This is a genomic window from Kitasatospora cheerisanensis KCTC 2395 (assembly GCF_000696185.1).
Classification (GTDB): Bacteria; Actinomycetota; Actinomycetes; order Streptomycetales; family Streptomycetaceae; genus Kitasatospora; species Kitasatospora cheerisanensis.
The window spans coordinates 3,070,389-3,084,371 of sequence record NZ_KK853997.1 but is presented as its reverse complement, the minus strand read 5'-3'; the positions used below and the strand labels follow the sequence as shown (position 1 = coordinate 3,084,371).

The 13,983-nt window shown below is 70.4% G+C and carries 13 protein-coding genes and 1 tRNA gene; 10 read left to right on the top strand and 4 right to left on the bottom strand.

Features of this window, described 5'->3' with window-relative positions; translation table 11 throughout:
• Positions 1–6 precede the first annotated feature (6 nt).
• Positions 7–1,245 carry a PTS transporter subunit EIIC gene (locus tag KCH_RS13895; RefSeq protein WP_035863048.1) on the bottom strand — a complete coding sequence of 413 codons (1,239 nt, stop codon included), beginning with the start codon at positions 1,243–1,245 and terminating at the stop codon, positions 7–9.
• Between the two features lie 222 nt (positions 1,246–1,467).
• Positions 1,468–2,757 (bottom strand): PTS transporter subunit EIIC, encoded by a 1,290-nt coding sequence (locus KCH_RS13890; protein ID WP_035863046.1) that lies wholly within the window; start codon positions 2,755–2,757, stop codon positions 1,468–1,470.
• Between the two features lie 368 nt (positions 2,758–3,125).
• Between KCH_RS13890 and KCH_RS13885 the strand changes: the two genes are divergently transcribed.
• The 4 genes from KCH_RS13885 (at position 3,126) to rdgB (ending at position 5,355) form a co-directional block, all read left to right on the top strand.
• Positions 3,126–3,359, top strand: a complete 234-nt coding sequence (locus KCH_RS13885) for a PTS sugar transporter subunit IIB (protein WP_014135942.1) — start codon at positions 3,126–3,128, stop codon at positions 3,357–3,359.
• Positions 3,360–3,471: 112 nt separating this feature from the next.
• Positions 3,472–4,197 carry a ribonuclease PH gene (gene rph, locus KCH_RS13880; RefSeq protein WP_035863044.1) on the top strand — a complete coding sequence of 242 codons (726 nt, stop codon included), beginning with the start codon at positions 3,472–3,474 and terminating at the stop codon, positions 4,195–4,197.
• 96 nt (positions 4,198–4,293) lie between these two features.
• Entirely contained in the window at positions 4,294–4,722 is a 429-nt protein-coding gene (locus KCH_RS13875; RefSeq protein WP_051653054.1) for a hypothetical protein, read from the top strand.
• Between the two features lie 27 nt (positions 4,723–4,749).
• A complete protein-coding gene (gene rdgB, locus KCH_RS13870) occupies positions 4,750–5,355 on the top strand; it encodes an RdgB/HAM1 family non-canonical purine NTP pyrophosphatase (RefSeq protein WP_035863041.1) in 606 nt (201 codons plus the stop codon).
• Positions 5,356–5,426: 71 nt separating this feature from the next.
• On the opposite strand, the gene KCH_RS13865 is transcribed toward rdgB, so the two are convergent.
• A tRNA-Leu gene (locus tag KCH_RS13865) sits at positions 5,427–5,510 on the bottom strand.
• A 205-nt stretch (positions 5,511–5,715) separates the two neighbouring features.
• On the opposite strand from KCH_RS13865, the gene KCH_RS13860 reads away from it, so the two are divergent.
• Positions 5,716–8,007, top strand: coding sequence for a glycosyl hydrolase family 18 protein (locus KCH_RS13860; RefSeq protein WP_051653053.1), 2,292 nt, complete (start codon positions 5,716–5,718; stop codon positions 8,005–8,007).
• Positions 8,008–8,298: 291 nt separating this feature from the next.
• Positions 8,299–10,662, top strand: coding sequence for a chitinase C-terminal domain-containing protein (locus tag KCH_RS13855; RefSeq protein WP_244305643.1), 2,364 nt, complete (start codon positions 8,299–8,301; stop codon positions 10,660–10,662).
• Positions 10,663–10,735: 73 nt separating this feature from the next.
• Here KCH_RS13855 and bcp read toward each other — a convergent pair whose 3' ends face one another.
• Positions 10,736–11,209 carry a thioredoxin-dependent thiol peroxidase gene (gene bcp, locus KCH_RS13850; RefSeq protein WP_035863040.1) on the bottom strand — a complete coding sequence of 158 codons (474 nt, stop codon included), beginning with the start codon at positions 11,207–11,209 and terminating at the stop codon, positions 10,736–10,738.
• Between the two features lie 154 nt (positions 11,210–11,363).
• Here bcp and KCH_RS13845 point away from each other — a divergent pair, with 154 nt between their 5' ends.
• The 4 genes from KCH_RS13845 (at position 11,364) to KCH_RS13830 (ending at position 13,981) form a co-directional block, all read left to right on the top strand.
• Positions 11,364–11,705 (top strand): DUF3618 domain-containing protein, encoded by a 342-nt coding sequence (locus KCH_RS13845; protein ID WP_035863038.1) that lies wholly within the window; start codon positions 11,364–11,366, stop codon positions 11,703–11,705.
• 161 nt (positions 11,706–11,866) lie between these two features.
• Positions 11,867–12,169 (top strand): GroES family chaperonin, encoded by a 303-nt coding sequence (locus KCH_RS13840; protein ID WP_051732111.1) that lies wholly within the window; start codon positions 11,867–11,869, stop codon positions 12,167–12,169.
• Positions 12,170–12,351: 182 nt separating this feature from the next.
• Positions 12,352–13,155, top strand: a complete 804-nt coding sequence (locus tag KCH_RS13835; RefSeq protein ID WP_035863032.1) for an ABC transporter permease — start codon at positions 12,352–12,354, stop codon at positions 13,153–13,155.
• Complete coding sequence (locus tag KCH_RS13830) at positions 13,148–13,981, top strand: ABC transporter permease (RefSeq protein WP_051653052.1); 834 nt, start codon at positions 13,148–13,150, stop codon at positions 13,979–13,981. The genes KCH_RS13835 and KCH_RS13830 overlap by 8 nt, the downstream gene beginning before the upstream one ends.
• Positions 13,982–13,983 lie beyond the last annotated feature (2 nt).

Genomic DNA, 13,983 nt, shown 5'->3' with positions numbered 1-13,983 from the left:
CCGGCGTCATTCGAAGTCGTCGTCCTCGCGCCCCGGGGTCTTCAGGTCGAAGCGGAGGATGACGAAGCGGAAGGTCGTGTAGTAGACCGCCGCGATCACCAGTCCGATCGGGACGATCAGCCAAGGTCTGGTGGCGTAGCCCCAGTTGAGGACGTAGTCGATGACCCCGGCGGAGAAGGTGAAGCCGTGGTGGACGCCGAGGCCCCAGGTGACGGCCATCGAGAGCCCGGTGAGGACGGCGTGGGCGGCGTACAGCGCGGGGGCGATGAAGACGAAGGCGAACTCGATGGGTTCGGTGATGCCGGTGACGAAGGAGGTCAGGGCCAGCGAGACCATCATGCCGAGGACGGCGCGGCGGCGTTCGGGGCGGGCGCAGTGGGCGATGGCGAGGGCGGCGGCGGGCAGGCCGAACATCATGACGGGGAAGAAGCCGGACATGAACTGGCCCGCGTCGGGGTCGAGTTGGAAGAAGCGGGTCTGGTCGCCCTGGAAGGTGCGGTCGCCGACGGTGTAGGTGCCGGCCTGCTGCCAGAAGAAGGTGTTGGCTATCTGGTGCAGGCCGAACGGCAGCAGCGCCCGGTTGATCAGGCCGAAGACGCCGGAGCCGAGGGCGCCGAGGCCGATCACCCAGTTGCTGAAGTCGTCGACGGCGGTGCCGATCGGGCCCCAGCAGAGGCCGAACAGGACGCCGAGGCCGGTCCCGACGAAGGCCATCACGATGGGCACCAGCCGGCGGCCGTTGAAGAAGCCGAGCCAGTCGACCAACCGGGTGCGGTGCAGCCGCTGCCAGAGGATCGCGGAGAGCAGCCCGACGACCACGCCGCCGAGCACGCCGGGGTCCTGGTAGGTGGCCGGCAGGTCCTTGCCGGGCAGCGGGACGTACGCGGTCTTGGGGAAGGCGGTGAGCACCTGGTGGTAGGTCAGGAAGCCGACCAGTGCGGCGAGCGCGGTGGAGCCGTCGGCCTTCTTGGCGTAGCCGATCGCGATGCCGACGCAGAACAGCAGCGGCATCCAGTCGAACACGGCGTGGCCGGAGGCGGCGAAGACCTCGGCGACCTTGGTCCAGCCGAGGCCCTTGGGGCCGAACACGTCGTCCTGGCCGAGCCGCAGCAGGATGCCGGCGGCGGGCAGCACCGCGATGGGGAGCTGGAGGCTGCGGCCGATCTTCTGGAGCGCGGGGAAGACGCGTGCGCGCAGGGCCCGTCCGCCCGGTGCCGCCTGCGAGTTCGGTGCGGTCGTACTCATAGCGGACGGTTCCTCACGGCAGCGCGATTCTGGTCTAGACCACTGGTGGCCCGGTCCAGTTTCTAGCACGCGCCGAACGGGCTCCGGAACCTTTTGGGGTTTGCCGAGGACAAGCGCTGCGGAATCGAAACCTTCCGGTGGTTGACGTCGTGTCAGCACGGGGACAGCAGTGCGCCCCCGGACGGGAATTGTCTCCCACCGGGGGCGCCGGAGGCGAATGCGTCAGGCCTTGGTGACGTCCTCCACCTCGTCGTCGTCCTCGCGGCCGGGCGTCTTCAGATCGAATTTGACGATGATGAACCGGAACAGCACGTAGTAGACGGCCGCGAAGCAGAGGCCGATCGGAATGATCAGCCACGGTTTCGTCGCCAGGCCCCAGTTGATGACGTAGTCGAGCAGTCCGGCCGAGAAGCTGAAGCCGTCGTGGACGCCGAGCCCCCAGGTGATCGCCATCGAGGCGCCGGTGAGCAGGGCGTGCACCGCGTACAGCAGCGGGGCGACGTAGGCGAAGGAGTACTCGATGGGTTCGGTGACGCCGGTGACGAAGGAGGTCAGCGCGACCGAGGTCATCAGGCCGTAGATCTCCTTGCGCCGGTGCGGCTTGGCGGCGGCGGCGATGGCCATCGCGGCGGCGGGGAGCGCGAACATCATGATCGGGAAGAAGCCGGAGGTGAACTGGCCGGCCGTCGGGTCGCCCGCCAGGAAGCGGTTGATGTCGCCGTTGACCACCTGGCCGTCCGGCTTGGTGAAGCTGCCGAACTGGAACCAGACGAAGGTGTTCAGCAGCTGGTGCATGCCGATCAGCAGCAGCGCGCGGTTGGCGACGCCGAAGATGCCGGCGCCGCCGGAGCCGAGGTCGGCGAGCCACTGGGAGAAGTCGTTCAGGCCGGTGCCGATCGGCTTCCAGACCCAGACCATCAGCGAGCCGAAGCCCAGGCCGACCAGGGCGGTGATCATCGGGACCAGGCGGCGGCCGTTGAAGAAGCCCAGCCAGTCGACCAGCCGGACCCGGTGGAAGCGCACCCACAGCCAGGCCGAGAACAGGCCCATCAGGATGCCGCCGAGCACGCCGGGATTCTGGAAGGCGGCGTTCTCGGCCACGTCGGCGGTGAAGTCCACGCACTGGTTGCCCTTGAGCACCGCCCCGGCCTTGCAGCCCTCCGGGAAGGCCTGCAGGACGGTGTAGTAGACCAGGAAGCCGGCCACCGCGGCGAGCGCCGTCGAACCGTCCGCCTTCTTGGCCATGCCGATCGCCACGCCGATGCAGAACAGCAGCGGCAGGCCGAGGGCCGAGTTGAGCAGCGCGCCGCCGGCCGCGCCGATGGCGGTGGCGACCTTGTCCCAGCCGAGGCCGTCGGCGCCGAAGATGTCGGGCTGGCCGAGCCGGTTCAGGATGCCGGCGGCGGGCAGGACGGCGACCGGCAGCTGGAGGCTGCGGCCCATCTTCTGCAGGCCGCCGTAGAAGGTGTGCCACCAGGTGCTCTGATGAGCCGTGGCGCCTGTTGAACTCATTCGTCGGCCCTCCGCGTTCCGTGCCCGGTCTCGTCCGTCCGTGTCCGGGGCCAGGAACACCGGCGGACCGTCCGGCGTTGTCCGGAGTACACCTACGATTGGTGTAGACCATTTTCGAGGCCGGTCGCGGTCCGCCGGGTCCGAGGACCCGATGATCGTCATCCTCGGGCGGCCCGCACGCGGGCCGCGCGCGGAGCTAGTCCGAAAGTGGACTAACGTGGCATATCGGCCGGAATCGGGTGATGCTGGTCGCGCCGTCGGAGGGCGCGGCAGACTGATCCCGAGTCACTTCCGGCCGGCACCACCGCACACGCAGTACGGCACCCGGCGACCGACCGCCGAAGCGCCGAGACAGAGGGAGAAAGACCATGGCCAGCAAGGCTGAGAAGATCGTCGCCGGTCTCGGCGGTATCGAGAACATCGACGAGGTCGAGGGCTGCATCACCCGGCTGCGCACCGAGGTCCACGACGCCTCCAAGGTCGACGAGGCCGCGCTCAAGGCGGCCGGCGCGCACGGTGTGGTGAAGATGGGCACGGCCATCCAGGTCGTCATCGGCACCGACGCCGACCCGATCGCCGCCGAGATCGAGGACATGATGTGAGCTGAGCCCGCACCGGCTCGCCCCACCTCGACGGCCCGCCCCGGACTCCCGGCGGCGGGCCCTCGCACGTCCGGACGCGGGGCCCGGACCCGGACGGGATACGCTCGTTCGCATGTCACGCATCGACGGCCGCACCCCCGACCAGCTCCGCCCCATCACCATCGAACGGGGCTGGAGCAAGCACGCCGAAGGCTCCGTCCTGGTCTCCTACGGCGACACCAAGGTGCTGTGCACCGCCAGCGTCACCGAGGGCGTCCCGCGCTGGCGCAAGGGCAGCGGCGAGGGCTGGGTCACCGCCGAGTACGCCATGCTGCCCCGGGCCACCAACACCCGCGGCGACCGCGAGTCGGTGCGCGGCAAGATCGGCGGCCGCACCCACGAGATCAGCCGGCTGATCGGCCGCTCGCTGCGCGCCGTGGTCGACCACCGGGCGCTCGCCGAGAACACCATCGTGCTCGACTGCGACGTGCTCCAGGCCGACGGCGGCACCCGCACCGCGGCGATCACCGGCGCGTACGTCGCGCTGGTCGACGCGGTCTCCTGGGCCCGCGGCAAGAAGCTGCTGCGCGCCAAGGGCCAGCCGATCACCGGCGGCGTCAGCGCGGTCAGCGTCGGCATCATCGACGGCGTCCCGATGCTCGACCTGCGCTACGAGGAGGACGTGCGGGCCGAGACCGACATGAACATCGTCTGCACCTCCGACGGGCGCTTCGTCGAGGTTCAGGGCACCGCCGAGGGCGCCCCCTTCGACCGGGAGCTGCTCAACCAGCTGCTCGACCTCGGCAGCCTGGGCTGCGCCGAGCTGGACGAGATCCAGCGCAAGGCCCTGGAACTCTGAACCCGCCGGGAACCGCGGTGGGCTGAACGGCCGTCAGAACCGAAGGGTGACCCGCGTGTGCTGTACAGCCGCGCGGGAAGACCCTTAACGTTCGCTGTGAGCCCGCACACCCTCCTGGAGGACTCGCCGATGCAGCAGCCGCTCAGCATCAACCGCACCACCGCGCTCGCCGTCGCCGCGCTGGTGCTGATCCTGCCGCTGAGTGCGGTCAGCTGCTCCGCCGCGGAGAAGGCGGTGAGCTGCGCCAACACCGCGGTGCAGATCTCCACCGACGTGGCGCAGCTGGGATCCGCGTACAACAACGCGGACAAGGACCCGGCCGCCGCCGGCGAGGCGCTGAAGAAGATCAAGGGCGACCTGGACAAGATCGGCCGCAACTCCAGTGACGCCGACCTCGCCAAGGCCGTCGGCGACCTGCAGGCCCAGGTCGACAAGGTGCAGACGGCCGTCGACAGCAACCAGGTGCCGGACCTCGGGCCGCTCGGCGACGCCGCGGGCCGGGTCAGCAAGGTGTGCACGGGCTGACCCCGGCCGGTGGTTAGGCTTGCGGGCATGACCAAGCGACTCGTTCTCGCCACCCGCAACCAGCACAAGGTCGCCGAACTGCGCGACATCCTCGGCGCGGCCGGACTGGAGGTCGAACTGGTCGGCGCCGACGCCTTCCCCGAGGTGCCCGACGTGCCGGAGACCGGCGTGACCTTCGCCGAGAACGCCCTGCTGAAGGCGCACGCGCTGGCGAAGGCCACCGGACTCCCTGCCGTCGCCGACGACTCCGGGCTGTGCGTGGACGTGCTCGGCGGGGCGCCCGGCATCTTCTCCGCCCGCTGGGCCGGCCGGCACGGCGACGACAGGGCCAACCTCGACCTGCTGCTCGCCCAGCTCGGCGACATCGCGCCCGAGCACCGCGCCGCCTCCTTCGCCTGCGCCGCCGCGCTCGCCCTGCCGGACGGCACCGAGCGGGTCGTCGAGGGCCGGCTGCACGGCACGCTGCGCACCGAGCCGGCCGGTGCCAACGGCTTCGGCTACGACCCGATCCTGCAGCCGCTCGGCGAGAGCCGGACCTGCGCCGAGCTGAGCGCCGAGGAGAAGAACGCGATCAGCCACCGCGGCCAGGCGTTCCGCTCGCTCGCCCCGGTGGTCGCCGAACTGCTCGGCTGAGACGCCGCGTTCGCACACGCGCGAGGCCCGCCCGGAACATTCCGGGCGGGCCTCGCGCGTGTGAAATCCGGTGCGGCCTGAGGGACTCGAACCCTCACGAGATCTCTCTCACGGGCACCTAAAACCCGGGCGTCTGCCAATTCCGCCAAGACCGCAGGCAACGACTTCCCCGTCATGCTACTTGTCCGTCACCTCGGCGTGCACCACCCTTTCGGGCGGCGTTCGGGCACTCGCCGGGGTGGCTGAGAATTGGTACAGACCTATTGACCAGTGTGGTCCAGACCACGTACGTTCGCGCCGCGTCATTCCTCCCCCACGGCGTCCGGTCCCCCTGCCGGGCGCGAACATTGGAGCGACACCATGCCCGAACGCGCCACATCCGCGCGCCCCGCAGGCCGGCGCCCGCTGAAGGCCGGCACCGCGCTGGCGACCGCGACCGCCCTGGTGGCCGGAGCCGCCGGACTGGTCACCGTGATCGGCGGCGCCTCCTCGGCCGCCACCGTCAACCTGCTGGCCAACGGCGACTTCGAGACCGGCACGCTGTCCGGCTGGAGCTGCTCCGGCGGCCTCGGCTCGATCACCGCCGCCGCCCCGCACGGCGGCGCCAAGGCGCTGCAGGCGGCGGCCTCCGCCTCCGACACCGCGCAGTGCTCGCAGACCGTCGCGGTCAGCCCGAACACCACGTACAGCCTGAGCGGCTGGCTGAAGGGCAACTACACCTACCTCGGCGTCACCGGGACCGGGACCACCGACACCAACTCCTGGGGCTCCAGCGCCGATTGGACCAGCCGCAGCACCACCTTCACCACCGGCGCGTCGACCACCTCGGTGACCGTCTACACGCACGGCTGGTACGGCCAGGGCGCCTACTACGCGGACGACCTGACCCTGACGGGCCCCGGCGGCTCCGGCTCCGCCAGCCCGTCGGCGAGCACCGGCGCGTCCGCCTCCGCCTCGGCGAGTGCGTCCGCGAGTGCGTCCGCGAGCAACAGCGCCTCGCCGTCGGCCAGTTCGTCCGCGACGGGGACGCCGGGCGGGGACGGGGTGGTGACCACGCCGACCGGGCTGAGCGCGAGCGTGGCGGGCACCGCGGTGACGCTGAAGTGGAACGCCTCCACCGACAACGCGCAGAACGGCAACAGCGCGGTCTACCGGATCTTCTCCGGCGGCGTGCAGACCGCGACCTCGATGGGCACCGCGGTGACCGTCTCCTCGCTGCTGCCGAACACCGCGTACACCTTCACCGTGCAGGGCTACGACAAGGACGGGCACAGCAGCGGCTACTCGGCGCCGGTCGCGGTGACCACGGGCGCGGCGCCCAGCGGGCCGCTGAAGTCCGCGTACTTCGCGCAGTGGGGGATCTACGGCAACAAGTACTACCCGTCCACCATGGCGGCGACCGGCGCGGCGAGCGGACTGAACACGATGACGTACGCGTTCGCCAACATCAACCCGTCGACGCTGAGCTGCTTCGAGACCATCAAGGCCGCGGACACCAACGACAACAACCCGAGCGCCGGCGACGGCGCGGGCGACGCGTTCGCGGACTACCAGAAGGGCTACACCTCGGACATCTCGGTGGACGGCACCACCGACGCCTGGACCCAGCCGCTGAAGGGCAACTTCAACCAGCTGCGGGAGCTGAAGGCGAAGTACCCGAACCTGCGGATCACCATGTCGCTGGGCGGCTGGACCTACTCGAAGTACTTCTCGGACGCCGCGGCCACCGACGCCTCGCGCAAGAAGCTGGTCTCCTCCTGCATCGACATGTTCATCAAGGGCAACCTGCCTTCGATCCAGGGCGACATCACCGGCGGCGCGGCGGCGGCGATGGGCGTCTTCGACGGCATCGACATCGACTGGGAGTACCCGGCCTCCGCGGGCGGCCACACCGGCAACCACTACACGGCCGCCGACACCGCCAACTTCACCGCCCTGCTGGCCGAGTTCCGCAACCAGCTGGACGCCTACGGGCAGACCGTCGGCAAGAAGTACCTGCTCACCGCGGCGCTGCCGAGCGGGCAGGACAAGATCGCGCTGCTGCAGACCGACCAGATCGGCACGTACCTGGACTACGGCAACGTGATGTCCTACGACATGCACGGCGCGTGGGACGCCACCGGTCCGACGAACCTCCAGGACCCGCTGTACGACAGCCCGAACGACCCGAGCACCGTGGTCGCCCCCGGCACCCAGAAGTACACCGTGGACAACGCGGTCAACGCCTACCTGAACGGCGCCCCCGCGTACGGGATCAAGGGCGGGTTCCCGGCCAAGAAGCTGGCGCTCGGCGTGCCGTTCTACTTCCGCGGCTGGACCGGCGTGCAGGCCGGCTCCACCTACGGCCTGTACCAGGCCGCGACCGGCCCGGCCGGGGCGCAGAGCACCAGCCAGACCGCCGGCGTGGCGTTCTGGAAGGAGCTGGCGGCGGCCGGGAAGACCACCGGCTCCACCGTGCACTGGGACCCGACCACGCAGAGCTCGTGGATCTACGACGGCACCAGCCTGTGGACCGGCGACACCCCGCAGGCCATCGCGGCGCGCGGCGCGTACGCCACGAGCAAGGGCCTGGGCGGCATCTTCGCCTACTCGCTGGAGGGCGACGACCCGGCCGGAACGCTGGTCAACGCGATGACCGGAAGCGTGAAGTAGCGTCAACTCTCCCTGGGGAAGGCCGGATCGTCCGAGTGCGGACGGTGCGGCCTTTCTCGCCAAGTTGGTACAGACCTGTTGACGTAGATGGTCCAGACCTTTTAAGTTCGGCGGAACTTTCCCCCACATGTGCACGCCCTCCCACAGGCGTGCACGCGACACTCTCTCCCGGAGGACCGAGTGTTGATCCGACACACGACGGCGCAGCGTCCCACCGCTGCGGGCCGTCAGAAGACCGGCCGCAAGGTGGCGTTCGCCGCCACCGCGGCGGCGGGGCTGGCGGGCCTGCTCATGGGCACGCTCGGCGTCGCGCCGTCCGCCGCCGCCGTCGACAACCAGGCCTGCCGTCCCGACGGCATGTACACCACGCCCGGTGTCGACGTCCCCTACTGCAACGTCTACGACACCAGCGGCCGCGAGCAGATGGGCGCCGACCACCAGCGCCGCGTCATCGGCTACTTCACCAGCTGGCGCACCGGCAAGGACGGCACGCTTGCCTACCTGGTGAACAACATCCCGTGGGACAAGGTCACCCACCTCAACTACGCGTTCGCGCACGTCGCCAGTGACAACACCCTCTCGGTGGGCACGGACAGCGCGGACAACGCCTCGACCGGGATGACCTTCCCGGGCGTGGCGGGCGCGGAGATGGACCCGTCGCTGCCGTACAAGGGTCACTTCAACCTGCTGACCAAGTACAAGAAGCAGTACCCGAACGTGAAGACCATGGTCTCGGTGGGCGGCTGGGCCGAGACCGGCGGCTACTTCGACGACTCGGGCAAGCGGGTCAACTCCGGCGGCTTCTACTCGATGACCGTCAACGCGGACGGGTCGGTCAACCAGGCCGGCATCAACACCTTCGCGGACTCCGCCGTCAACTTCATCAAGAAGTACGGCTTCAACGGCGTCGACCTCGACTACGAGTACCCGACCTCGATGAAGGACGCGGGCAACCCGCTCGACTACTCCATCTCCAACGCCAAGCGAGCGTCCCTGATGAAGGGCTACGCGGCGCTGATGAAGACCATGCGGGAGAAGCTCGACCGGGCCTCCGCCGCCGACGGCAAGTACTACCTGCTGTCGGTCGCCGCCCCGTCCTCGGGCTACCTGCTGCGCGGCATGGAGACCTTCCAGGTCACCCAGTACCTGGACTACGTCAACATCATGTCGTACGACCTGCACGGCGCCTGGAACAAGTACGTCGGCCCGAACGCCGCGCTGTACGACGACGGCAAGGACGGCGAGCTCGCCGCCGCCAACGTGTACGGCACCTCGCAGTACGGCGGCATCGGCTACCTGAACGGCGACTGGGCCTACCACTACTTCCGCGGCGCGATGCCGGCCGGCCGGATCAACCTCGGCGTGCCGTACTACACCCGCGGCTTCCAGAACGTGCAGGGCGGCACCAACGGCCTGTGGGGCACCGCCTCCACCACCAACTGTCCGGCCGGCTCCGGCCTGACCACCTGTGGCGACGGCGCCGTCGGCATCGACAACATCTGGCACGACCTGGACGACAACGGCAAGGAGTCGCCGGCCGGCTCCAACCCGATGTGGCACGCCAAGAACCTGGAGAAGGGCGTCCTGCCGGACTACCTCGCCAAGTACGGCGTCAAGGACACCGCGCTGAACGGCACCTACACCCGCAACTACAGCTCCTCGCTGGTCGCGCCGTGGCTGTGGAACGCCGACAAGAAGGTGTTCCTGTCCACCGAGGACGAGCAGTCCATCGGCGCCAAGGCCGACTACCTGGTCAACCAGGGCGTCGGCGGCGCGATGATCTGGGAGCTCGCGGGCGACTACAAGTGGGACGCCACCGCCAACGGCGGCAAGGGCGAGTACGTCCAGGGCTCCACGATGACCTCGCTGCTGTACGACAAGTTCAAGTCGGCCGCGGCGTACGGCGCGACCCGCTCCACCGTCGCGCTGCCGCAGCAGACCCTGCCGATCGACGTGTCGTTCACCAACTTCGCGCTGGGCGACAACAACTACCCGATCAACCCGAAGATCCACATCGTCAACAACTCGACCGTCACCCTGCCGGGCGGCACCGAGTTCCAGTTCGACTACGCGAACTCCGCGCCCAGCAACGCCGCCGACCAGTCCGGCTTCGGCTCCAAGGTGATCCGCGCCGACCACACCGGCAGCAACGTCGGCGGTCTGAAGGGCACCTACAACCGGGTCTCGCTGAAGCTGCCGACCTGGCAGTCGCTGGCGCCCGGCGCCTCGGTGGACGTCGCCTTCGTCTACTACCTGCCGGTCTCCACCCCCGCCAACTGGACCGTCAACGTCGGCGGCACCCTGTACGGCATCGCCGGCGACTACACCCGCGGCACCACGGCCGGCACCGGCTCCCCGTCGCCGAGCACCTCGGCCTCGGCCTCGGCGTCCGCCTCCGCGTCGGCCTCGCCCTCGCAGTCGGCCTCGCCGTCGGCGTCCGCCTCGGCCAGCGCCTCCGCCTCGCAGTCGGCCTCGCCGTCCGCGTCCGCCGGGAACTGCTCCGGCGCGCCGAGCTGGAGCGCCGGCACCACCTACGCCACCGTCACCAAGGTGTCGTGGAAGGGCCACTACTACCAGAACAAGTGGTGGACCGCGGGCGAGGACCCGTCGCTGAGCGGCGCCTGGGGCGTCTGGACGGACCTCGGGGCCTGCTGATCCCGAGCCCATGAACGGCGGTGGCGGTCGACCCGGTCGGGGGGTCGGCCGCCACCGCTGCCGTCTCCGGGCCCTACTGACCGACCTTCAGGTCCTTCAGCAGCTTCGCCACGTGGCCGGTCGCCCGGACGTTGTAGAGCGCCCGCTCGACCTTGCCCTGCTCGTCCACGATCACCGTCGACCGGATCACGCCCTGGTACGTGCGGCCGTAGTTCATCTTCTCGCCGTACGCGCCGTACGCCTCCAGCACCGCGTGCTCCGGGTCCGACAGCAGCGTGACCTTCAGGTCCTCCTTCTCGCGGAACTTGCCGAGCTTCTCCGGCTTGTCCGGCGAGATGCCGATCACGTCGTAGCCCGCGCCCGCGAACACCTCCAGGTTGTCCGTGAAGTCGCAGGCCTGCTTGGTGCAGCCCGGGGTCAGCGCCGCCGGGTAGAAGTACACGATCACCTTGCGGCCCAGGTGGTCGGCCAGCGACACCTGGTTGCCGTCGGCGTCGGACAGGGTGAAGGCGGGGGCGGTGTCGCCCGCCTGCAGACGCTCGCTCACGATGGTGCTTCTCTCCTCTGAGCCAGGACGGGGGTGGTCGTACTGCCAGCCAACCTACCTCCGTCGGTGGGTGGCGCTGCGCGAGCGCGACACGGAGCTGACAGACTGTCGGTGAAGAGAAGTACCCAGCGGTGACAGAGATGGGGTGGCCCCAGTGGCAGCGAGCAGCAAGGACACGTCGGCACCACGCACGACGGCCCAGATCGAGGCGGACATCGCCGGGACCAGGGACAGGCTCGCCGCGACCCTCGACGAGCTGGCCATGCGCGTGCACCCGGCCACCGTCGCCGCCCAGACCAAGGCCAAGCTGCGCGCGACGGTCGAGCAGAAGGCCGGCAAGGCGTACGTCGCCGCGAGCGGCGCCGTCGAGCAGGTCAAGTCCAGGTTCGTGGACGAGGACGGCCGGCTCCGGCCCGAGCGGATCGTGCCGGTCGCGCTGGTCGGCGTCGGCGTGGTGCTGCTGATCGCCTCCGCGAAGCGGCGCCGCAAGGGCTGAACCGACCGCCGCGACGGCGGGGTCACGGGCCGGGAGCCCGGGGCCCCGCCGTTTTCGGTGTCCGGTACCGTCGGGGCGTGAGTGAGAACGACGCGCGAGACACGGCCGGGCACGGCGACGAAGGACGGCACGACCGGCTCGGGGAGAAGCTCCCGATCCGGATGCTGCACGACCGGGTCCTGGTCAGGACCGAGACCGGCGAAGGCGAACGCCGCTCCACCGGCGGCATCCTGATCCCCGCCACCGCCGAACTGTCCCGCCGCTGCGCATGGGCCGAGGCGGTGGCCGTCGGCCAGAGCGTCCGGTCCGTGGAACCGGGCGACCGGGTGCTCTACGACCCCGAGGACAAGCTGGAGGTCGAGGTCCGCGGGGCGACGTACGTGCTGCTCCGGGAGCGCGACCTGCACGCGGTGGCCGCAGGCCGCTTCGGGGACCTGGAGGGGTCGACGGGGCTGTACCTGTAAGGGAGACAGCCGGGGCGCGGGAAATCGCGCGACAAGCGCGCACAGCGTCCGTAAGGTCGCGGGCACGTGCAAGTCGCTGTCCGGTGCCGCGATCCCGCGGTCGGGTGCCTTCCGCTTCGCGCAGTTCCCCGCGCCCCTGCTTCGCGCACCCTGTCCGGTAGCCCCGTCGAGGAGGCGGTGAAGTGCTCGGCGTCTACTCGGCCGTCGCCGGAGGTGCGTTCCGGCGGTACTCGACGTACCGGGCGGCGACGGTGGCGGGGGCGGTCACCAACACGGTGTTCGGGGGGATCCTGGCCTCGACGATGCTGGCGCTGTGGCACGCGCGGCCCGGGCTCGGGGGGTACGACGCGCGGCAGGCCGTCACGTACATCTGGATCAGCCAGGCGCTGCTGGTGACGGTCGCGGTGTGGGGCGGCGGGTTCCAGGACGACGTGCAGGCGCGGTTCCGGAGCGGGGACATTGCGATCGACCTGTACCGGCCGGTGGACTTCCAGGGGTGGTGGCTGGCGTCGGACGTGGGGCGGGCCGCGTTCCAGCTGGTCACCCGGGGCGCGGTGCCGATGGCGGTGGGGGCGCTGGCGTTCGACCTGACGCTGCCCCGGCAGCCGCTGGTGTGGGCGGAGTTCCTGCTCGCCGTCGCGCTGGGGCTGCTGGTGAGCTTCGGGCTGCGGTTCCTGGTCTCGCTGACCGGGTTCTGGCTGCACGACGCGGAAGGGGTGCGGGCGGCCATGATGGTGGTGTCGATGTTCTTCTCCGGGACGCTGCTGCCGCTGGCCCTGTTCCCGGGCCTGCTGGGCGAGTTGGCCCGGGTGCTGCCGTTCTCGGCGATGGTGCAGCTGCCCGCCGACGTGCTGCTGCAACGGCGCACCGGGCAGAGCCTGCTGAACCTGTACGCGTTCCAACTCGCCTGGGCGGCCGTCCTGTTGGCGGCGGGCCGGGCGGTGCAGGCGCTGGCCGTGCGCAAGGTGGTGGTGCAGGGTGGTTGAGGACGAGACGCTCGCCGCCCGGGCCGGGTGGGCGGTGCGGTCCTGGTGGCTGATCGCCGCGATGTGGGCCCGGTCGATGCTGACCTACCGGGCGTCGTTCGTGCTGAGCCTGGCCGCCAACGTGCTGATCACCTTCCTGGACTTCGCGGTGCTGATCCTGATGTTCCGGCACACCCGCCAACTGGCCGGCTGGACGCTGCCGGAGACCGGGTTCCTGTACGGGACGAGTTCGGTGGCGCTCGGGACGGCCAACTTCCTGGTCGGCTCGGTCGGCGCGCTGGGGGAGCGGGTGCGGTCCGGGGCGCTCGACACCATGCTGATCCGGCCCGCCCCGGCGCTGTCCCAACTCGCCGCCGAGCGCTTCTCGTTGCGGCGGCTGGGCCGGCTGGTGCAGGCGTTCGCGGTGCTCGGCTGGTCGCTCGCCGCGCTGGACGTGCGGTGGACCTGGGACCGGGTGCTGATGGTGCCCGCGCTGCTGCTCTGCGGCTCCGTCATCTTCTGCGCGGTCTTCGTGGGCTGCTCCTGCGTGCAGTTCTGGTGGGGCGACGCCGCCGAGCTCCAGAACTCCGTCACCTACGGCGGCTCCACGCTGCTCCAGTACCCGCCGACGGTGTTCGCCAAGGAGGTCGTCGCGGGCACCGTGTTCGGGGTGCCGCTGGCGTTCGTCAACTGGCTGCCCGCGCTGCACATCCTGGGCCGGCCCGACCCGCTCGGGCTGCCCGTCGCGTTCCGGTTCGCGTCGCCGCTCGCGGCCGCGCTGTGCATGCTGGCGGCGGCGGTCGCCTGGCGGGCCGGGCTGCGCGCCTACCGCTCCACCGGCAGCTGACA